Annotated in this window: 19 protein-coding genes; 2 read left to right on the top strand and 17 right to left on the bottom strand. The window is 71.6% G+C overall.

Annotation, left to right across the window (positions count from 1 at the left end):
- Nucleotides 1-74 precede the first annotated feature (74 nt).
- The 4 genes from ACYVOM_RS27430 to ahcY (ACYVOM_RS27415) form a co-directional block, all read right to left on the bottom strand.
- Nucleotides 75-680: a superoxide dismutase family protein gene (locus ACYVOM_RS27430; RefSeq protein ID WP_460306402.1), complete on the bottom strand. Its 606-nt coding sequence runs from the start codon at nt 678-680 to the stop codon at nt 75-77.
- Between the two features lie 271 nt (nt 681-951).
- A complete protein-coding gene (locus tag ACYVOM_RS27425) occupies nt 952-1,506 on the bottom strand; it encodes a hypothetical protein (RefSeq protein ID WP_460306401.1) in 555 nt (184 codons plus the stop codon).
- Nucleotides 1,507-2,766 carry an adenosylhomocysteinase gene (gene ahcY, locus ACYVOM_RS27420; RefSeq protein WP_460306400.1) on the bottom strand — a complete coding sequence of 420 codons (1,260 nt, stop codon included), beginning with the start codon at nt 2,764-2,766 and terminating at the stop codon, nt 1,507-1,509.
- Between the two features lie 23 nt (nt 2,767-2,789).
- Nucleotides 2,790-4,226: an adenosylhomocysteinase gene (gene ahcY / locus ACYVOM_RS27415; RefSeq protein WP_460306399.1), complete on the bottom strand. Its 1,437-nt coding sequence runs from the start codon at nt 4,224-4,226 to the stop codon at nt 2,790-2,792.
- Between the two features lie 92 nt (nt 4,227-4,318).
- On the opposite strand from ahcY (ACYVOM_RS27415), the gene ACYVOM_RS27410 reads away from it, so the two are divergent.
- Nucleotides 4,319-4,654, top strand: a complete 336-nt coding sequence (locus ACYVOM_RS27410) for a MerR family DNA-binding transcriptional regulator (protein WP_460306398.1) — start codon at nt 4,319-4,321, stop codon at nt 4,652-4,654.
- A gap of 84 nt (nt 4,655-4,738) precedes the next feature.
- Here the strand turns inward: ACYVOM_RS27410 and ACYVOM_RS27405 are convergent, their stop codons facing one another.
- The 9 genes from ACYVOM_RS27405 to ACYVOM_RS27365 all read right to left on the bottom strand — a co-directional run bounded on the left by ACYVOM_RS27405 (nt 4,739) and on the right by ACYVOM_RS27365 (nt 12,052).
- Nucleotides 4,739-5,062: a helix-turn-helix domain-containing protein gene (locus tag ACYVOM_RS27405; protein WP_460306397.1), complete on the bottom strand. Its 324-nt coding sequence runs from the start codon at nt 5,060-5,062 to the stop codon at nt 4,739-4,741.
- Nucleotides 5,062-5,424, bottom strand: a complete 363-nt coding sequence (locus tag ACYVOM_RS27400) for a type II toxin-antitoxin system RelE/ParE family toxin (protein WP_460306396.1) — start codon at nt 5,422-5,424, stop codon at nt 5,062-5,064. Before ACYVOM_RS27400 ends, ACYVOM_RS27405 begins: the two co-directional genes overlap by 1 nt.
- Nucleotides 5,425-5,505: 81 nt before the next feature.
- Nucleotides 5,506-6,171, bottom strand: coding sequence for a response regulator transcription factor (locus tag ACYVOM_RS27395; protein ID WP_460306395.1), 666 nt, complete (start codon nt 6,169-6,171; stop codon nt 5,506-5,508).
- Nucleotides 6,172-6,307: 136 nt separating this feature from the next.
- Nucleotides 6,308-7,723, bottom strand: coding sequence for a sensor histidine kinase (locus ACYVOM_RS27390; RefSeq protein WP_460306394.1), 1,416 nt, complete (start codon nt 7,721-7,723; stop codon nt 6,308-6,310).
- Between the two features lie 271 nt (nt 7,724-7,994).
- Nucleotides 7,995-8,972: a cation diffusion facilitator family transporter gene (locus ACYVOM_RS27385; RefSeq protein ID WP_460306393.1), complete on the bottom strand. Its 978-nt coding sequence runs from the start codon at nt 8,970-8,972 to the stop codon at nt 7,995-7,997.
- Nucleotides 8,973-10,046, bottom strand: coding sequence for an SIS domain-containing protein (locus tag ACYVOM_RS27380; RefSeq protein WP_460306392.1), 1,074 nt, complete (start codon nt 10,044-10,046; stop codon nt 8,973-8,975).
- Nucleotides 10,043-10,216 (bottom strand): Trm112 family protein, encoded by a 174-nt coding sequence (locus tag ACYVOM_RS27375; protein ID WP_460306391.1) that lies wholly within the window; start codon nt 10,214-10,216, stop codon nt 10,043-10,045. Before ACYVOM_RS27375 ends, ACYVOM_RS27380 begins: the two co-directional genes overlap by 4 nt.
- Nucleotides 10,213-11,571, bottom strand: coding sequence for a phosphomannomutase/phosphoglucomutase (locus ACYVOM_RS27370; protein ID WP_460306390.1), 1,359 nt, complete (start codon nt 11,569-11,571; stop codon nt 10,213-10,215). Before ACYVOM_RS27370 ends, ACYVOM_RS27375 begins: the two co-directional genes overlap by 4 nt.
- Before the next feature lie 118 nt (nt 11,572-11,689).
- Complete coding sequence (locus ACYVOM_RS27365; RefSeq protein ID WP_460306389.1) at nt 11,690-12,052, bottom strand: DUF3499 domain-containing protein; 363 nt, start codon at nt 12,050-12,052, stop codon at nt 11,690-11,692.
- Nucleotides 12,053-12,562: 510 nt separating this feature from the next.
- On the opposite strand from ACYVOM_RS27365, the gene ACYVOM_RS27360 reads away from it, so the two are divergent.
- Nucleotides 12,563-12,895 (top strand): metallopeptidase family protein, encoded by a 333-nt coding sequence (locus tag ACYVOM_RS27360; protein ID WP_460306388.1) that lies wholly within the window; start codon nt 12,563-12,565, stop codon nt 12,893-12,895.
- 29 nt (nt 12,896-12,924) lie between these two features.
- Here the strand turns inward: ACYVOM_RS27360 and ACYVOM_RS27355 are convergent, their stop codons facing one another.
- The 4 genes from ACYVOM_RS27355 to ACYVOM_RS27340 all read right to left on the bottom strand — a co-directional run bounded on the left by ACYVOM_RS27355 (nt 12,925) and on the right by ACYVOM_RS27340 (nt 19,439).
- The gene (locus ACYVOM_RS27355) at nt 12,925-14,592 is read right to left on the bottom strand and encodes a DUF5719 family protein (protein ID WP_460306387.1); all 1,668 of its coding nucleotides are present in this window, start codon (nt 14,590-14,592) and stop codon (nt 12,925-12,927) included.
- On the bottom strand, nt 14,589-17,837 hold the full coding sequence (locus ACYVOM_RS27350; RefSeq protein ID WP_460306386.1) for a glycosyltransferase family 2 protein: 3,249 nt from the start codon (nt 17,835-17,837) through the stop codon (nt 14,589-14,591). Before ACYVOM_RS27350 ends, ACYVOM_RS27355 begins: the two co-directional genes overlap by 4 nt.
- Nucleotides 17,838-18,178: 341 nt before the next feature.
- Nucleotides 18,179-18,445, bottom strand: coding sequence for a WhiB family transcriptional regulator (locus tag ACYVOM_RS27345; protein WP_123669020.1), 267 nt, complete (start codon nt 18,443-18,445; stop codon nt 18,179-18,181).
- Between the two features lie 151 nt (nt 18,446-18,596).
- Nucleotides 18,597-19,439, bottom strand: coding sequence for a hypothetical protein (locus tag ACYVOM_RS27340; RefSeq protein WP_460306385.1), 843 nt, complete (start codon nt 19,437-19,439; stop codon nt 18,597-18,599).
- Nucleotides 19,440-19,501 lie beyond the last annotated feature (62 nt).

The raw sequence follows: 19,501 nt of genomic DNA, 5'->3' as shown, positions 1-19,501 counted from the left end.
AGTCTCTCTTTATAGAAATATCGACAATTCGGCCCGCTCACTTGGGGAACGACGAAAACTCCCGTACCGCGGCGTCACGGCTTGGTGAGGATGCCGCAGCCCAGGCGGGGGCCGGAGTCGCCGGCCTTCAGGGTCTCGGCGTCGGGGCCCTTCTTGCCGTCGGGGGCCGTGTAGCGGTCGGGGATGTTGGCCAGGTTGTCGGGCTTGGCGTGGAGGATGACGGAGGTGCCGTCGGCGTCGAAGAGCTGGGTGGACTGGAAGCGGTCGGAGAGCGCGGTGACGGTGCCGGTGCCGTCGGCGTTGACGAGCAGGGCCGGGAGGTCGCCGGTGTGGTTGGCGTGCTCGTGGCCCCCGGTGTCCAGATGCGGGCCCGCGCTGAAGAACGGGCTGCCGGTGTCCGGGTCCTTCGAGTTCGGATCGCAGAGGCCCTTCTGGTGCAGGTGGAGGCCGTGGTAGCCGGGCGGCAGCCCCTGCCCCTTGACGGTGACCTTGGCCGGGCCGTTCGCGCCCTCGATCGTCAGCGTGCCGACGGTGGTGCCCTCGGCCGTCTTGATCTCGGCCTTCGCCGACGGCGTCTCCTGCGCAGGCGCGGCCTCGCCTGACGCCGCGGCCGCTGCGGCGGCGCCCCCGCCCGCCCCCACGACGACGGCGGCGAGGGCCAGATGACTGATGCGGAACATGAGAAGGTCTCCCCGATATGCGGCTTCTGGTCTGATGCCTGGGAAGGATGTCGAGCCGAGTGCGTGATGATCCGGTCTTTCGCGACGATCCCGCGGCTCCCCGGACACCTCACTCCCAGTATCAGACCGGGTGGGCATGCTCCCCCGAACCGGTCGGCAAACGTTCGGTCTCCGCGATGGTCGGGCAGGATCACCCCTGGGAGGCCGAACTTTCCCGAGGCTTGCCCGGCGCATGCCCCGCCGATGCCCCGCGCCGACCTCGCCCGTCCGCTCACAGCGAGGGCGGTGACTCCAGCGACTCCAGTTCGATGCCCTCCGCGGCCAGGACCACGTCGCCCGCGAGATGGAACTCCGTCTCCTCGGCGGTGTCCAGGTCGACCGACGTCCAGTACTCGACGGGCAGCGGCCCCAGGTCCGTCTCGTGGGCGTCGACCGAGCGCAGGTCGAACCGCCGGACGGTGCGGCGGGCCGCGAGGGCCGGGCCGTGGACCGCGACGAGCGGGACGTCGGCCCTGCCGCCCTCCGCGAGCCGCAGCGACCGGGCGACCGCGACGAGGAACCCGGGCGACTCCCCGAGGAACCCGTGCGCCTCGGCCGCGTGCTCGCGGCCGTCCCGCACCCAGATGACCTCACGTCCGGCGCATCCGCCGCGCAGCACGGATGCGCCCGAGGCGAGGTCGAGCCGCGCGGGCCGCCACCGGGAGTCGACGGTCAGGTCGACCCGCGTCGCCCCGGAGGAGACATAACGCCATCCGGCGGGCCCGGGAGCGCACTGGAACTCCTCGCGCGCCCCCGTCGCCGTGTGCAGATAGACCCCGCGCGGCATCTACGACCCCGAGCGCCAAGACGACAGGTAGTCCTCCTGGTCCTGGCTGAGCACGTCGATCTCGACGGCCGTCGAGGCGAGCTTGAGCCGGGCGACCTCGGCGTCGATGTGCTCGGGCACCTGGTGGACGCCCGGCGCGAGCCCGCCGTGCGAGGCGGCGAGCCACGCGCAGGTGAGGGCCTGGTCGGCGAACGACATGTCCATGACGGCTCCGGGATGCCCTTCGGCGGCGGCCAGGTTCACCAGGCGGCCCTCGCAGAGCAGGACGAGGCGGCGGCCGTCCTCCAAAAGGTACTCGTCGGCGTGCGGGCGGACCCGCTGGACGTCGGCGGCCAGCCCGGCGAGGGCCCGCACGTCCACTTCCACATCGAAATGCCCGGAGTTGGCGAGGATCGCGCCGTCCTTCATCACGGAGAAATGGTCGGCGTTCACCACGTCGCGGTTGCCGGTCGCGGTGATGAACACGTCCCCGTGCGCCGCGGCCTCTGCCATGGTCTGCACGCGGAAGCCCTGGAGCAGCGCGTCGAGGGCCTTCACCGGGTCGATCTCGGTGACGACGACGTGCGCGCCGAGCCCGCGCGCCCGCTCGGCCAGGCCGCGCCCGCAGTACCCGAACCCGGCGACGACGACGGTCTTGCCCGCGAGCAGCGTGTTCGTCGCCCGGATGATCCCGTCGAGGGTGGACTGACCGGTTCCGTAGCGGTTGTCGAAGAGGCGTTTCGTCGCGGTGTCGTTGACGGCCACGACGGGGAACCGCAGCGCGTCCTCGCGGGCCATCTGGTGCAGCCGCAGGACACCGGTCGTCGTCTCCTCGCAACCGCCGAGGACGCCTTCGAGCAGGTCGAGCCGCTCGGTGTGCAGGATGTTGACGAGGTCGCACCCGTCGTCGACGACGAGATGGGGCGCGAGATTCAGGGCATGGTGGATATGTCGGTAATAGGTGTCCATGTCGACGCCCGCCCGCGCGAACACCCTCACCCCGTACGAGACGGCGAGGGCCGCGGCCGTGTCGTCCTGGGTGGACAGCGGGTTCGACGCCGCGACGGCCACCTCCGCGCCGCCCGCCTGAAGGGTGCGCAGCAGGTTCGCCGTCTCGGTCGTGACGTGCATGCACGCGGTGATCCGCAGGCCGTCCAGGGGCCGTTCGACGGCGAACCGCTCACGGATCGCGCGCAGCACCGGCATGGCGCGGTCCGCCCAGTCGATGCGCCGGACCCCGGCCTGCGCCAGGCCGGGGTCCGCGATGTCCGAGTCGATCAAGTCAGTTCGGATCGGATCGGGGCTCAGTACCGGTAGTGGTCCGGCTTGTACGGGCCCTCGACGTCCACGCCGATGTACTCGGCCTGCGCCTTGGTGAGGGTCGTGAGCTTGACGCCCAGGGCGTCGAGGTGAAGGCGCGCGACCTTCTCATCGAGGTGCTTCGGCAGGACGTACACGCCGACCGGGTACTGCTCGGTCTTCGTGAACAACTCGATCTGCGCGATCACCTGGTTGGTGAACGAGTTCGACATGACGAACGACGGGTGGCCGGTGGCGCAGCCCAGGTTCATCAGGCGGCCCTCGGCGAGCACGATGATGTTGTGGCCGTCGGGGAACGTCCAGGTGGCGACCTGCGGCTTGATCTCGTCCTTGACGATGCCGGGGATCTTCGCCAGGCCGGCCATGTCGATCTCGTTGTCGAAGTGCCCGATGTTGGACACGATCGCCTGGTGCTTCATCTTCGCCATGTGGTCGGCGGTGATGATGTTGAAGTTGCCGGTGGTCGTCACGAAGATGTCGACGATGCCGACGACGTCGTCCAGGATCGCGACCTGGAAGCCGTCCATCGCGGCCTGCAGCGCGCAGATCGGGTCGACCTCGGTGACGATGACGCGGGCGCCCTGGCCCTTCAGCGCCTCGGCGACACCCTTGCCGACGTCGCCGTAGCCCGCGACGAGGGCGACCTTGCCGCCGATGAGCACGTCGGTGGCGCGGTTGAGGCCGTCGATGACGGAGTGGCGGCAGCCGTACTTGTTGTCGAACTTCGACTTGGTGACCGAGTCGTTGACGTTGATCGCCGGGAAGGCGAGCGCGCCGTTCTTGTGCATCTCGTACAGGCGGTGGACGCCGGTGGTCGTCTCCTCGGTGACGCCCTTGATCGCGGCGGCCGTCTCGGTCCAGCGACCGTCAGACTCGGCGATGGTGCGCTTGAGGGTGTCGACGATGATGTGCCACTCCTCCGGGTCGTCCTCCGTGGCGGCGGGGACGGCTCCGGCCTTCTCGTACTCGGCGCCCTTGTGGACGAGGAGGGTGGCGTCGCCGCCGTCGTCGAGGATCATGTTCGGCGGGGTGCCGTCGGGCCAGCGCAGGGCCTGGTCGGTGCACCACCAGTACTCCTCCAGCGTCTCGCCCTTCCAGGCGAAGACCGGGACGCCCTTGGGCTCCTCGACGGTGCCCTCGGGCCCGACGACGACGGCCGCGGCGGCGTGGTCCTGGGTGGAGAAGATGTTGCAGCTCACCCAGCGGACGTCGGCGCCGAGCGCGACGAGGGTCTCGATGAGCACGGCGGTCTGGATGGTCATGTGCAGCGAGCCCATGATCTTGGCGCCGCGCAGCGGCTGGGCGGCCGCGTACTCCTTGCGTACCGCCATCAGGCCGGGCATCTCGTGCTCGGCGAGCCGGATCTCCTTGCGGCCGAACGCCGCGAGCGAAAGGTCGGCGACCTTGTAATCCATCTTCAACGACTCCTCTGGATAGCTCCGCTGTGAAGTCTAGGGCCGCTCACCTCCCTGAGGCACGCCGAAGAGGGTGAACCTGACATAGAATTGTCAGAATGAGGATCACGGAGGCCGCACAGCGCCTTGGCACGTCTCCGAGAATGCTGCGATACCGGGAGAAACTAGGACTTCTCCCCCCAAGATCGGGTAGGTCCCACCGCCAGTTCACCGAACTCGACCTCCGCGCCGTCGCCACCGGCCTGGCCGTCGAGCAGCGCTACGACGTCGGCCCCTCCGAACTCGCCTTCGCCCTCCGCGTCCTCGCCGACCCCGAGGCCCGCGCCCGCGTCCAGGACCTCGGCGAACGCCTGGGCCGCCTCAAGCCCCACCCCGTCCGAGCCCTCGACTTCGACCAGGCCAAGGCCCAACGCCTCCTCCGCCCCCGCCCCTGACGCGCGGAAGCCCGCCATCCGGCCGAAGCGGCCCCTTTCAGGGCCGGGGGCTGCTTCCCTTCGGGGCCTGCTCGGCGAGGCGGCTCAGCCCGCGAGCAGCTCAATGGCCTCGGCCTGTGCGTCGCCCACGGTGATGACGAAGCGGACGCCCATCGCCCTGCCGATCCGGTCGAGCATGTCGAGGGTGGGCACACCGCCCCCGAGTTCGATGCGGGACAGCGCTGGCTGACTGATCCCCGCGTCTCGGGCCACCTCGGCCTGAGTGAGGTTTCTGCCGACGCGGATCTCCCGGAGCCGATCCCCGAGGTCCATGTCACGAACGGCCTGCGTGTACGCGGGGTGCTCCGCGTCCTCACCGCCCCGAAGCCGCTTGGCCTTGAGCGTTTCCCACGCCCCATGTCCGCTCATCACGACCTCCTGTCAAAAACATGAGTGACGGTCATGTCATGCCCAGCTTGGCAGATCCTCATGGCCTTGACCGCCCTGCCCACGTCGTCGTGTTGCGGTCCGTTAGTGGTCTTCGCGAACACCGTGAGCAGCACGATGCGAAGTCCCCCCGGCCTCCAGAAGGTGATCCGCCATGAGCGTTCGCCCAGGACCAGCCGAAGCTCGTTCACGCCGGCCCGCAAGCATTTCACGTGCTTGCCATCGGGAATTCCTCCCCGTTCCACTAGGCAGCGGTCGACCTTGGCCATCACTCGCTGGAAGTGCCCGAACGGCAGGGTCGCCAGCCAGTCCTCCACCTCAGGTTCCAGAGCAATCTCGAACATACCCTCAAGGATATATACCACCGATGGTATGCGAGGGTTTTCAAGAACACCAGCCCGGGAGAAGGGGGCTCGGATGGACGATCAAGGTTGGCCTGGGGTTACCAGGCCGGATTCGTAGGCGAGCATGACGGCTTGGGCTCGGTCTCGGAGGCTCAGCTTGGTGAAGACCCGGGCTACGTGGGTTTTTACGGTGTGTTCGGAGACGACGAGGTGGGCGGCGATCTCGGCGTTGGAGAGGCCGCCGGCCATGAGGATGAGGACTTCGTTCTCGCGGGCCGTCAGGGTGGCGAGGGCGGCGGGCGGGGACAGGCGGGTGCGGTGTTGGCGGGCGAACTCGCGGACCAGGCGGGCGGTCACCTGGGGGGCCAGGAGGGCGTCGCCTCTCGCGACGATGCGGACCGCCGCCACCAGGTCGGCGGCCGTGGCGTCCTTGAGAAGGAAGCCTGAGGCGCCCGCCGAGAGCGCGTCGTAGACGTGTTCGTCGATGTCGAAAGTGGTCAGGATGAGGACGCGGAGGGCCTCCATGCCGGGTTCGGCGAGGATGCGGCGGGTGGCCTCGATGCCGTCCATGCGGGGCATCCGGACGTCCATGACCATGACGTCGGGGCGGTGCCGCCGTGCGAGGTCGACGGCCTCGACGCCGTCCGCGGCCTCGCCGACGACGGTGATGTCCTCCTGCGCGCCGAGCAGGGCGGCGAACCCCGCGCGGACGATCGTCTGATCGTCGGCGATGACGACCCGGATCATGAGGCCTCCCTTGCCGGTCCGTGCTCACGGGCCCGGCTCGTGGACGCTCGGCGAACCCGGCACCCGCGCGCCGGGCTGTCCCGATTGTCCCAGCCGATCGGTCCCGGGGCACCGGTCAGGGCCGACAGATCCTCGATCAGGTCCGGAAAGGCAGGTCCGCGGACACGTCGAAACCGCCGTCGGGGGCGGGCCCGGCGCGGAAGTCGCCGCCGAGCATGGCGGCCCGCTCCTGCATGCCGATGAGCCCGTGCCCGCCGGTCGCGCGGACCGGGAACCCGTCGACGCGCGTCTGCGCCGGTCCGGCTGCGGCGTTGTGGACGCGGACGGCGAGCCTGTCGGGGTGGTAGGTGAGGTCGATCTGGACGGGCGCTCCGGGGGCGTGCCTGCGCACGTTCGTCAGGGCTTCCTGCACGATCCGGTAGGCGGACAGCTCAAGGGTGGCCGACAAGGGCTGTTCGGGCCCGCGCACCGAGAGGGCGGCCGCTCCCCCGGCTCCCCGGTGCTGGTCCAGTAGGTCGCCGATCCTGTCGAGCCGGGGCTGCGGGGTCACCTCCCCGTCGGCGGGCGCGTCGGACCTCAGGACGCCCAGCAGCCGCCGCATCTCCACGAGCGCCTCACGGGCCGTGTGCGCGATCTCCGCGTAGCCGTCCTTGGCCTCCTCCGACAGCGACGGCATCGTGTACGGCGCGGTCTCGGCCTGCACCGCGATCATCGACACCGAGTGCGCGACGACGTCGTGCAGCTCCCGCGCGATCCTGGCCCGCTCCCGCATGACGGCCTGGTCGCGCTGCGCGTCGCCGAGCGCCTGGAGGGTCTCGGTGCGCTGCTCGCGCGCCTCGGCCTCCGTCGCCTGGACGGTCCGGCGGGCGTCACCGAGCCCGATCGCGCCGATCACCGCGGCGACGCCTGCGGGCCACGGGATCGCGTCGAGGCCCTCGCCCGCGAGGTAGACGACCCCGACGACCGCCAGCGAAGTCACCGCGAGCACCCCCGCCGAGGCCCGCGGCAGGGTCTGCGCGAGCAGGTAGAGCATCCAGAGGGCCGCGGCCATGGTCGTGACGAGGAAGGGCTGCCCGGACAGCAGCGCGGCCGCGGCGGCGCCCAGCACGAGCGCGGCGGCGGGTTTGGGCACCTCGCGCCGCCAGACCAGCGGCAGCGTGGCCGCGACGGCGAAGGCCCCTTCGACGCTGAAGAGGTCGTCGGTGTTGGTGCCGGCCTCGTACACGGCGGCCAAGGTGACCAGCAGCCCTGTGACGGGCGCGTACACCCAGGAGGAGAAGAACCGATGCCAGGCGGCGATCCACCGCGGCGCGGGCGGGGCGGGCGCGGAGGGCGGCACGATCATCGTCCCGTACGGCCCGTAGGCGGGGCCGGGCGCGGCGGGCTGCGGCCCGCGGATCTTGGCCACGGCCTTGTCCAGAAGCGGCTTCAGCAGCCGCCCGATGCCTTCCAGGACCCACAGCAGGAGCTGGCCGACGGCGGCCACGCCGCGTCCGGACAGCCGCCACACGTGTTCGGCCGCACCCGTCCCGAGTGTCTTCTCGCTGCTCACGCTGCCATCCTCGCCGGGTTTGCGCCTGTTCGCCTCACCTTAGGGTGCGATCCCCGGTGGGCCGGTCCGCCTTGAGGATGACCCGGATCCGGCCCCGCAGGGGGACGTGGAATGAATGCCCGGCTTCTACCGTTGGACACAGTGAGCAGGAGATGGGGGTCTCCGAAAAGCCTCCGCCCACCGGATTCGGGGGAACCGATGGGCGGGGGCTTCGCTCAGATCTCGGCGTCGGAAGGCCTCAGGCCTCCGGCGCCGATCGCTGTCCGGACGATCACTGTCCGGACGATCCGTTTCCGGAAGATCCGTTTCCGACGGCGGTCGCGCCGGAATGCGACGGCTTGTGCTTGTCGAGGTCGGGCTCCAGGTAGATCAGCCGTGCGACGGGGATCAGCTCCCGCACCTTGCCTTCGGCCGCGTCGATGGCCCTGGCGATCTCCACCGCGGTGTCCTCGCCGCCGACCGCGATCTTGGCCGCGACGAGCAGTTCCTCGGGGCCGAGGTACTGGGTGCGCAGGTGGATCACCCGGTCGACCTCGGGCACCGATTCCAGCGCCGCGATGATCTGCTTGTCGGCGGCCTCGCCCGCGCCCTCGCCGAGCAGGAGGCTCTTGGTCTCGAACGCGAGGATCACCGCGATGACCGCGAGCAGCACGCCGATGGAGATGGTGCCGAGCGCGTCCCAGACGCCGTCGCCGGTGATGACGGCGAGGCCGACGCCCAGCAGCGCGAGGATCAGGCCGACGAGCGCGCCGAGGTCCTCCAGCAGCACGACGGGCAGTTCGGGCGCCTTGGCCCGGCGGATGAAGGACCACCAGCCCTGCTCGCCGCGGATCGCGTTCGACTCCTTGATCGCGGTCCGGAAGCTGAAGCTCTCCAGGCCGATCGCGATGATCAGCACGCCGAACGCCCACTGCGGGGACTCCACCGGGTGCGGGTCCTGCAGCTTGTGGACGCCCTCGTAGATCGAGAAGACCGCGCCGACCGTGAACAGCACGAGCGCGACGATGAACGCGTAGAAGTACCGCTCGCGGCCGTAACCGAAGGGGTGGTCGGCCGTGCGCGCGCGGGTGGCGCGCTTCTTGCCGACGAGCAGGAGGGCCTGGTTGCCGGAGTCGGCGACCGAGTGGATGGACTCGGCCAGCATCGACGACGAACTCGTGAACACGTACGCCACGAACTTGGCCGTCGCGATCCCCAGGTTCGCCGCGAGTGCCGCGACGATCGCCTTGGTTCCGCCTTCTGCTGACATTTAGTAGATCCTCGCTTCGATTTCGGTACGCGCGGGGACGGGTGTCGGGTCCACTCCCAGCGCCAACGCCAGGTAAACGGACACATAGTCGCACAACCCGATCAGCGAGGCGGAACGCTCCAGGGGGTGAAGGCCCTCTCCCGCGAGCTCAGAAACGGTCACTCCGCGTGCCGATGCGGTGTCTCCGACGGGCGAGCGGCCCGGCGCGGGCTCCCCTTCGGGGGTGGTCCCCTCGGAGAGGAGCACCAGGTGCACGGCGGCCTCGGGGTCCTCGGTGCGGTCGCGGAAGAAGTCGTCGGCGTCGGGGGCCGCGGCGTCCAGGGAGCCGGGGAGCGCAAGCGCGACGGGCACCTTGGCGTTGTCGCTCAGCTGGGCGGCCAGACGACGGGCGACGGCCTTCTCCAGCGGGGTGGTGCCCCACGGCATCGGCAGCGAGCCGGCCAGCTCCAGCGCGAGCTGCTTGGCCGGGTTCACGAACGGCTCCCCCGCCGGACGGCAGCGGTGCGCGACGTCTTCGAGACGGGCGGCGGCGGCCTCCAGCGCGTCGTCCGGCACCGCGGCGAGCCCGAGCCCGCGCAGCACCAGCAGCAGCGGGACGACCTGCGCCCACAGCAGCGCCCGGACGGGTCCCGCGGGCGGCGCCAGCGGTAGGTAGAGGAGCCGGTTCTGGGTGGCCAGGGACCGCAGCCGGGCGTCGGCGTGGCCGACCCCGACGACCGCGGCGCCCCGCCGGACGGCCTGGGCGGCCAGGTCGAAGGCCTCATCGCCGAGCGCGCAGACCAGGTCGGTGGCGCCGATCCAGCCGGGCAGCACCCCGCCGTCCACGCACAGCACGGGCACCGGGCAGCCGTTGCCGCAGATCGCGGCGACCACCTCGCCCGCAGACCCGGGACCTGCGATGACGACGGTCCGGGGGCGGCCCGCGCCTTGGAGCGCCTCGGCGAGGCCGGCTTCCTCAGCCAGAACGGCGGCTTGCCTTATCTGTGCGGCGCCGGAGGCCACGAGCCGGAGCATCCCGCCCCTGTCGGCCGCCTCCAGCGCGTCCGCGTCGTCCAGCGCGCCCGCGCGGGTCATGCCCGGGGCGCCCTCGCCTCGTCCACCAGCAGCACCGGGACGCCTTCGTCCGTCACCGGGTAGACGTTGCCGCACTCGCCGGTGCAGACGAGCTCACCGCCCTCGGCGCGCAGGGCGCCGCGGCAGTTGGGGCAGGCGAGGATCTCCAGGAGCCACGCGTCGATCTTCACTTTGCCTCCTCGGTGCGAACGATCGACAGGACCTCGTCCCGGATCGCCGCCATGGTCTGCCCGTCTCCCGCCTCGGCGTTGAGTCGGAGCAGCGGTTCGGTGTTGGACGCGCGGAGGTTGAACCACCAGCCGTCGCCCGTGAACGTGGTGCCGTCGAGTTCGTCGACGGTGACGCCGTCGCGGGCGGCGAAGACCGCGCGCACCCTGGCCACCGCCGCCGCCTGGTCGGCGACCTCGCTGTTGATCTCCCCGGAAGCGACATACCGGTCGTAAGACGACAGCAGGGAGGAAAGCGTTCCGTCCTGCTCGCCGAGCGCGGCCAGCACGTGCAGCGCGGCCAGCATCCCGGAGTCGGCGAACCAGAAGTCCCGGAAGTAGAAGTGAGCGGAGTGCTCTCCGCCGAAGACCGCGCCGACGTCGGCCATCGTCTTCTTGATGAAGGAGTGCCCGACCCGGGTCCGCACCGGGACCCCGCCGTTCTCGGCGATGATCTCCGGCACGGCCGCCGACGTGATCAGGTTGTGCACGATCGACGCGCCCGGATACTTCGCCAGCTCGCGTTCGGCCACCAGCGCGGTGATCGCCGACGGGGAGACGATCTCGCCCCGCTCGTCGACGGCGAAGCAGCGGTCGGCGTCCCCGTCGAAGGCCAGGCCGAGATCGGCGCCGTGCGCGCGGACCGCGGCCTGGAGGTCGCGGAGGTTCTCCGGCTCGATCGGGTTCGCCTCGTGGTTGGGAAAGGCGCCGTCCAGCTCGAAGTACAGCGGGACGACGTCCAGGGGCAGGTCGGCGAAGACCGCGGGGACGGTGTGGCCGCCCATGCCGTTGCCGGCGTCCACGACGACCTTGAGCCGGCGGATGCCCGACACGTCGACGAGGGTCTTCAGGTGCGCGGCGTAACCGGCGAGGAGATCGCGCTGCTCGACCTTGCCGACGGGGCCGTCGTGGGCGGGGACGCCCGCGGCGACGAGATCGCGGATCTCGCGCAGTCCGGTGTCCTGTCCGACGGGACGGGCGCCCGAAAGGCACATCTTCATCCCGTTGTACTTGGCCGGGTTGTGGCTCGCGGTGAACATGACACCGGGCAGGTCCAGGCTGCCGCTGGCGTAGTACAGGAGGTCCGTCGAGCCCAGGCCCGCCTCGATGACGTCCGCGCCCTGGGCGGTCGCGCCGCGGGCGAAGGCCGCGGCGAGGGGCACCGAGGAGGCGCGCATGTCGTGCGCGGTGACGATCCGGGACGCCCCGGTCACCCGTATGAACGCGGCGCCGGTCGCCTCGGCGATCTCCTCGTCGAACTCGTCGGGGACCACGCCCCGCACGTCATAGGCCTTGAAGATCTTGGCGAGATCGCCCACGTCGGGTGTCCCTCCGGCTCGTTCCGTCTGGACTACGAGCGTACCGGGACGCGGGACGAACGCCGTTACGCGGTCGCGCCGAGGGCCGTTCGCCCGCTCGACCACGAAGGGGCCGGGGTCAGGGCTGCTGGTCGGAGCGGAGGACTCTGAGGTGGCCTCGGCGCCCCACTTCGGTGCCTTGGCCGACGGGTTCGGTGCCGGGGTGGGCGGGGCGGGCCGCTTCGCGGACCGCGTCGGCGAGTGCTTCGAGGTCGTCGCTGGTGCGCTGGTCGGAGGCCTCTTCGGCGGGGAGCCTGAGCAGCTCCCAGTTCTTGGGGGCGGTCAGCCTGTCGGCGTGTTCGGCGCACAGGTCGTAGCAGTGCGGCTCGACGTACGCGGCGAGCGGGCCCAGCACCGCGGTGGAGTCCCGGTAGACGTACGTGAGCGTGAACACAGCTGACGCTTTGCACGCGGTGCGGGAGCAGATGCGGACGGGGCTCACGTTGGCTGAACGTACGCCTTTCCGGCCCGCATCGCCAGTATCCGCGTGATCGTGTCTCGCGTTTCATCCAATACGCGAACAATTCGGCCCACCCGTTTCCCCTCCCCACCCCAGCCCCCAACCCCCCAAACAGCCGCCCTCACGCCCCTCCCCCCACCGACCACCGCCAGCCACCCCCACCGCCCGACCCCAGAACCAGCCGCCGCCCACACCCGCCCACCACCGGTCCCCCCGAGCGCCGCCGACCGCGGCCCACACCCCACCGCTCCCGATAGAGCCGCCGACACAGACACCTACGGGGCGTTCCGCGGAGCCCGCCAGGCGGGGCCACACACGAGGTGATCCCAGGGAGCGCCCGAAGGCGCGGCCGCTCACGTGATCGGGCCCCCCTGGGCTGCCCCGTAGGCCCCCAGGGCCGGAGGGCTGGCCTAGACTGCAAGCGTGAGGCGGCGGGATCGGCATGGGCGGGGGCTGCGGGGGCCGTTGGCGCCGCCTGAGGTGCCCATTTCGTTGACACGCGCGGAGAAGTTCGATGATCTTGTCCGCGAGGAGGTGCAGCGGGTCGTCGCGCCTTGGCAGGAGCAGCTTGCGGGGGTGGAGTTCGCGGTCGAGGACATTCCGCCTGCGGAGGTGGGGGTCTCCGAGGTGCGGTTGGGGGTGACGCGGACGGTGGGCGGGGTGCCGCGTGTGGTGGTCTTCCGTCGGCCGTTGGAGGCGCGGGCGGGCAAGGACGGGAAGGGTGAGCGGGAGCTCGTCCGGTTGATTCATGACGTGGTGGTGGACGAGGTGGCTCAGTTGCTGGGGTTGGACCCGGATGACGTGGACGAGCCTGAGGACGATTAGTCCGCTTCCCCGTAAGGGGATGACGGCGGTCAGGGGATGACGGCGGTCAGGGTGTCCGAGACGGGCGGTAGGGCGGCTTCGAGGGGTGCCGGAGTGAGGGTCCGTACGGTGAGTTGTTCTCGTTGCCCGGATTTGATGGTGAGCACTCGGGTCCCGTAGACGGGTCCGGAGCCCGGCAGGGGTGTCACGCGGACGGCCGGGGTGTCGAGGGGTATCTCGATGGTCCGGCCTGCGGGGATGTCGAGTCGGGTGGCGGTTCCGGGGCCTGCGGCCGTCATGGGCGTGATCTGGATCTTCGCGGCCTTGTCGGGGGCCGTGAGAAGCAGCGTGGCGGCTTCGCGGGGCTTGCGCACCCCTTCGGCGCCTGCGGTGGCGGGGGCCGCTCCCAGGGCTGATGTGCCGCCGTCCAGGGGGGTTCCGGCCGCGCCGAGGGCGAGTTCGAAGCCCGTGGCGGCGAATCCGGCGAGGATCTGGCGGTTCGCGGTGAGTTCGATGGCGGCGGGCCGTCCGCCGAGCGCGGCTTCGAGGTCGAGGGGGATGACGGTCCGCGCGGGAACGTCGAGGGTCTCCTGGCCTTCGGGCGCGCTGGGGCCGTCGGCGGTGAGCACGCGGATCCGCACTTTGGCGTCCCGGTTGCCGGGCGCTCCCACGTAGAGCGTCCGCTTGCCGCTTCCGCCGGGTACGCCGGGCACGATCACCCGGGTGGCGGGTTCGGCGGTGGCGGTCGCCCAGTCCGCGCCCTTGGCCCCGGCGTCGGCGCGCAGGGCGGCGGCGACCCGGCCGCCGGTCGCGGTCACCCGCAGGGCGAGCACCTGGACGTCGGCGGCGATCATGCCGAGGCCGTCGAGACTCTGGCCGATCTTGATGATCCGGGTGCTGCGGGCGGGCACGTCGAGGGACTTGCCGTCGGTGGTGTCGAGGGAGCCGTCGTCCGACACGGCTTCGAGGTCGATCGTGGCGGGCACGTCGTCGACGTTGGTGACGTGCAGGTCGAGTGCGCCGGCGCCGGGGCCGGGGGTGACGAACCAGTGCTCGGTCGCGGGCGCGGTGCACGGCACCGAGGCGAGGGAGCGCTTGCCGGCGACGGTCTGGGCGGCTTCCAGGCCCGCGGCGGCGGCGCCGTCGGCCCGGACCTCCAGGGCCGCCCCGCGCTTGGCCTCGCCGGTGTACAGCTTGGAAGGCGCGGGCAGGTCGGCCACGGACTTGCCGTCGAGGGAAGTGACGGAGCCGGCGCCTTCGCCTTCGCCGCCCGACACGACGGAGAGGCGGGCGGTCTGTTCGGCGGTGGGGCACGCGGCGAGCGCCGTCGTGATGGGCACGCTCGTGCCCTTGAGTTCCGCCGGCGCCCCCGGACGGGTGAGCGCGGCGGCTCCGTAGAGGGCGGCGACGGCGACGAGGATCAGGGCGGCCACCCCGTACCGGTTTCCCGCCACGACGGTCGCCACGTCGACGACCTTGTCGAGCGCGCCTCCCGCTGCGGGCCGCCGCGGCAGGCGCCGCGGGAGTCGCCGCGTCGGGGCGCCCGCGCGGGCGGCCCGGCGGGTGCCCACGCGCGGTTCGGGGACCTCAGCGACGGGTTCGGCGCCTTCCTCAGACGTGGAAGGCACCGGCTCGGGCAGAGCCGTCTCCTCGACGGCCGCCCTACGCCGACCCAGGGCGCCCGAAAGGGGCGAGATGCGCTTTCTGGCACGGCTCACGGCTCTGCTCCCACGGACGCCGCGGACTCGGCGGGCTCATCGGGCGCCGCGGAGTCCCGCGCGCCGTCCTCTTGTCCTTCGGCCGACGCACCGGACTCGTCCGGCTCGGCGGCGGGTTCCGCCCGGCGTCCGCGCCGCCTGCCCCGCACCGGGGCCTCGCCGCCCGGCAGCGCCAGCACGACCACGACGAGGAACGCCAGCCCCTGGACGGCCGTCCAGGCCGTCCACAGCCTCTGGCTCCGCTCCACCGCGAAGGTCCCGCCGCTCTCCGGGACGTCCCATCCCGCGGCCCACCCATCGACGGTGACGGCCTTGGCGGCCTTCCCTGCCATGGTCGCGGCCCAGCCTCCGGCGGGCTCGGCGAGCAGCACCCTGCGGCCCGCCTCTCCGGCTGGAAGATCGACCCGAGCGGCGGTCTCGCCATCTGGAAGGCTGGAGCGCAGAGGGGTGATCGCGCCTTCGCCGTCCAAGAGCATCAGCCGGGCGCCGGGTTCGGCGAGGCGCCAGACGGCGAAGTCGTCGCTGCGGCTCATCCGGACGAGCCCGGGAAGCCCGTCGAGGCGGCGCAGCAGCCTTTCGCCGTTCTCCGGCCGCTTGTCCCCCGGGAAGCGCAGGTAGAGGAACTGCACGCCGTACCGGTTGAGTCCTTCGGTCCCCCGGCCCGCGGTGAGGTCGGCCACCAGCCGGTCAAGGCGGACGGCGGCCTTCTCCTCCGCCTGGAACTCCTCGTCTCCGACCTCTGGGGAAGGCCCCCGCAGCAGGCTGTAGGAGATGTCGGCGCCTCCGTCGTGGGAGAGCACGAGGGTCCGCGCGCGCGTCTCCTCGTTGACCGCGGTGATGAACGCGGGCAGGGTCGCGCCGGGTGCCTTGCCGACGGGCCCGTCGACGCCGATCCCGATCCAGGCGAGGGCGGCGAGCGCGGGCGTGGAGAGCGCGATGAGGACCGCCGCCGCAGCGCCGAAGCGGTACTTCCAGGTGCCTGTGGAGACCAGTTCCACCGACCGCTGCAGGCCCGCGCAGGCGGCGAGGATGAGGCCGCCGGTGGCGAACGCCAGGGGCACGCCCGGCCAGCCGGGAGCGCCCTCGCCGGGCGTCTCGGTGACGATGACCGCCGACACCGCGATCGCGGCGAGGAAGCCGAAGAGGATGAGCATCCAGCCGCCCATGACGGCGGTGCGGCGGCTGCGCAGCGGCAGTGCCGCGACGGCGAGGGCCAGCAGCCCCGCCGTCGCCCAGCCGAGGTCGGTGCCGGGCCCGCCCGGGTCGAGGGTGAGGATCGACAGGCCGGTCAGGCCCTGGTCGACGAGTTCGGGCCGGTGCAGCCCGGCCTCCAGCAGGAACCGGGACGGGTGCGCGAGGAGCTGGAGCGTCGTCGGCAGGAGCAGCAGCGGCGGGACGGCCAGCGCGATGGCCAGGTCGATCCCGCTGACGGCCTTGGAGCCGACGTAGGACAGCCCGCCGAGGATGAGCACGAGGAGCCACGTCAAAGGCACGAAGGCCATGGCGATGGTCAGGAGCAGCGCGAGCCCCCACGCGGCCCGGCGCGCCTGCCTGGCGTCCACACGGCCGCCCGGCTCCCGCAGGACCCGTGCGCCGAGGAGGCCGATGAACGGCAGCAGCACGTACACGACGCAGGTGCCGACCCGGCCGGCGGAGATCGCGCCGCTGACGACGGGCAGCACCGCGTAGGCGATCGCCGCCCACACCCGGATGGCGCCGGCCGGCACCCGGCTGCGCCGCAGAAGGCGGGCGGTCCGCTTCCCGGCGGGAAGGCTGGTCGGGATGAGCCGTTTAGCGGTGAGGTAGGCGGTCAGCCCGGAGAGCGGCACGCAGCCGAGGAGCAGAGCCGTGACGGCCAAGGACGGCTGTCCAAGGGTGATGATCGACAGCCCGGCCAAGAACGCCAGGTAAGGCGGCGACGCGTCGGCCGAGCCCAAGCCGACGGGATGCCATCCCGCCGCGTATGTGGCCCACAGGTCGGCTGCGCTCCCCCACGCGGGGACGAGGGCGCCTCCGCCGAGCCGTCCTCCCGCGGCGATCAGCGAGCGTTCGGCGAGGAAGGCCACGCAGGACAGGACGAGCAGGACGACCGCGCCGGGATGGGCGAGGACCCGGCGGACCACGCCGAAGCCGCGCTCCCGCAGCGGGATGTGCTCCTCTTCCGACTCCACCGCGTCCAGGCCGTACTCGGTCGGCGCGATGAGCACGCCGAGGCGTTCGGTGAGCCTGCGCAGGGTGACCCACTGGGGCTGGAACCTGCGGACCGACCGGTAGACGTGCGATCTTCCAGTGGCGCGGCCCGTCCGGAGCCTGCGCAGCGTGCCGGGTCCGGTCACGACGTCGCGGAGCGCGTCGAGTTCGTCGCGCAGGGCCATCGGCTTCTTGCCCAGCGCCAGGAACGCGATCCGCAGCAGCGAGCCGAACACCAGCCGCAGGTAGGACGCGGCGGCACGGCGGGCGGGGAGGTTGGCGAGCAGCGCCCACATGGCGTTGCGCCGGTCGAGGCGGCGGGGCGCGACGGGCGCGGCCCGCACTCCGCGCGCGGCGGCCTCGGCGTGGTAGACCAGCGCGTCGCTGACCGCGACGACCCGGTGCCCCGCGGCGTGGACCCGCCAGCCGAAGTCGACGTCGTCGCGGAACAGGCCGAAGCGGGGGTCGAGGCCGCCGGTCTGGCGCCACACGTCGCGGCGCACCAGCATGCCCGCGGAGCTGACGGCCATGACGTCGTGGACGCCGTCGTGCTGGCCCTGGTCGAACTCGCCGCGTTCCACTCCGGTGAAGCGGCGGCCCTGGCCGTCGAGGGCGACGCCGAGTTCCAGGAGGAGGCGGCGGTCGTCCCAGTCGCGCAGTTTCGGTCCGGCCAGGCCCACGTTGGGGTCGGAGTCGACGTGCCTGAGGAGGCTTTCGAGCGCGTCGGGGGCGGGGGTGGAGTCGTCGTGCAGGACCCACAGCCACTCGACGGCGTTCTCGACGTCGACCTCCATGGTGGCCGCGGGCGTCTCCAGCGCGGCCGCGACGGCGGAGGCGAACGGGACGTCCCGGTCGAGGGTGAGCAGGTTGCCGGGGCCGACGACGCCGGCGACGATCGCGGGCCCGGTGTCGGTGCTGCCGGTGTCGGCGATGACCAGCCGCTGGATTCGGCGGGTCTGGCTGAGCACGGCTTTCAACGTGTCGGGTAGCCAGCGGGCGCCGTCGTGCATGACGAGCACGGCGGTGACCACGTGCCGGTCGAGTCCAGGCGCCACAGGCTGCTCATTCGGGTGGGTGGGAAAGACGACAGCCGCGCGGACCTGGGGTCCACGCGGCTGCTCACTCTACTGTGACCATCCGGTCTCGGTCAGCGCCGGGACGATCCACGTCCGGCGCGGCACACGATCCGGGCGGATTGTCGCAGGCCGCCCGAGTCACGGCCGGATCGACGGCCCGGCCACCGGGCCGATGTACACAGCCCGATGGGCGGACGCCCCGGCGCAGCCGGGTTCTCAAGCGTCCGGCCACCGGGCCGATAGACACAGCCCGATGGGCGGACGCCCCGGCGCAGCCGGGTTCTCAAGCGTCCGGCCATCGGGCTGATAGACACAGTCCGTTAGACGGCGGCGCGCTTCAGTTTGCGCCGCTCCCGTTCCGACAGGCCCCCCCAGATCCCGAATCGCTCGTCGTGCTGGAGTGCGTACTCCAGACATTCCGCACGCACCTCGCAAGCCCGGCACACCTTCTTGGCCTCGCGGGTCGAGCCGCCCTTTTCCGGAAAGAACGCTTCCGGATCGGTCTGCGCGCACAGGGCGCGCTCCTGCCAGCCCGACTCTTCACCTTCGTCTGTGCCGTGCGCCAGCGGGATCACGATCTCGCCCACGCGCACCTCCTAGCCGCCCCCGTAGAGCCCCCCGGTCAGAACTACACACGTGAAATTACACGTGTGTGGTCCCCTGTGCGTCAAGCGGTAGGGGCCACAGGTGGGGTGAACTATGGGTTATCCGGGCGAAGCCCTGGGCTCCTGGGAGGGATTATTGCGGACCTTGATCCCCGCGATACCAGTTCTGGTCATTCTGCTGGGGCTGCTGCGGCTGGTCGTCGCCGAACTGGCGGGTCCAGCCGCCCGGGTCGGCCTGCGGCTGCTGCGGCTGAGGCTGCGCGGGCTGCTGGCCGTACTGCGGCTGCTGCTGGCCGTAGGGGTCCTGCGGGGCCCCGTACTGGCCCGGCTGGCCGTACTGCGGCTGCGGCGGGGCGTAGGGGTCCTGGCCGGGCTGGGCCGAGTGCTGCGGCGTGTAGGGGTCCTGGCCGGGGGCCGCGGGCTGAGCGGGCTGCGCGTACGGGTCCTGGACGCCGTACTGCGGCTGGCCGTACTGCTGCTGGCCGTACGGGTCGGCGGCGTAGGGCTGCTGGCCGTAGACCTGGCCGGGCACCGGAGCGGGACGGACCGGCTGGAAGGTCTTGAAGTTGAGGAAGACGAAGTAGGCGGTGCCACCGGAGATGGCGAGCTTGCTCAGTCCGTAGAAGAACGCCGCGGCCTTGCCGCCGCCGGTCGCGAACTCCGCGAGGAGGCCCGAGAACAGGGAGATGACGCCCAGGAGAAGTCCGATGCCCGCGATCGCCAGCGCGCCGGTCACCACGTTCTTGGCCGCGGCGGACGGCGCGGGCCGCGTGACGAACAGCACGGCGAGGACGAGGAGCACCGACAGGATCAGGCCCGTGAAGTTGCCTGAGCTGGAGGTCTCGCCGTAGGCGCTCTGGGTGAATCCGCTCCCGGAGAACAACCAGATGAGTCCTGCGAGGACTTGCAGGGCGGCGGCTCCGAGCAGCAGGTAAGCGGCCGGTTCGCGCAGCCGCTGCAGCGCTTCGGTGTTCACTGGATCACTCCATAAATGGGTATTTGGGCGGCTCATCCCGGGCGCGTAGCGTATCGCAGGGA

The sequence above is a fragment of the Actinocorallia aurea genome, from assembly GCF_054783995.1.
This window is presented reverse-complemented; position numbering and strand designations above follow the sequence as displayed.

Excerpts from the sequence above, each read along its gene's own strand:
- ACYVOM_RS27380 (WP_460306392.1), bottom strand. The coding sequence starts at position 10,046 with ATGACCCGCGCGGGCGCGCTGGACGACGCGGACGCGCTGGAGGCGGCC.
- ACYVOM_RS27385 (WP_460306393.1), bottom strand. The coding sequence starts at position 8,972 with ATGTCAGCAGAAGGCGGAACCAAGGCGATCGTCGCGGCACTCGCGGCG.
- ACYVOM_RS27405 (WP_460306397.1), bottom strand. The coding sequence starts at position 5,062 with ATGAGCGGACATGGGGCGTGGGAAACGCTCAAGGCCAAGCGGCTTCGG.
- ACYVOM_RS27430 (WP_460306402.1), bottom strand. The coding sequence starts at position 680 with ATGTTCCGCATCAGTCATCTGGCCCTCGCCGCCGTCGTCGTGGGGGCG.
- ACYVOM_RS27410 (WP_460306398.1), top strand. The coding sequence starts at position 4,319 with ATGAGGATCACGGAGGCCGCACAGCGCCTTGGCACGTCTCCGAGAATG.
- ACYVOM_RS27425 (WP_460306401.1), bottom strand. The coding sequence starts at position 1,506 with ATGCCGCGCGGGGTCTATCTGCACACGGCGACGGGGGCGCGCGAGGAG.
- ACYVOM_RS27400 (WP_460306396.1), bottom strand. The coding sequence starts at position 5,424 with ATGTTCGAGATTGCTCTGGAACCTGAGGTGGAGGACTGGCTGGCGACC.
- ACYVOM_RS27395 (WP_460306395.1), bottom strand. The coding sequence starts at position 6,171 with ATGATCCGGGTCGTCATCGCCGACGATCAGACGATCGTCCGCGCGGGG.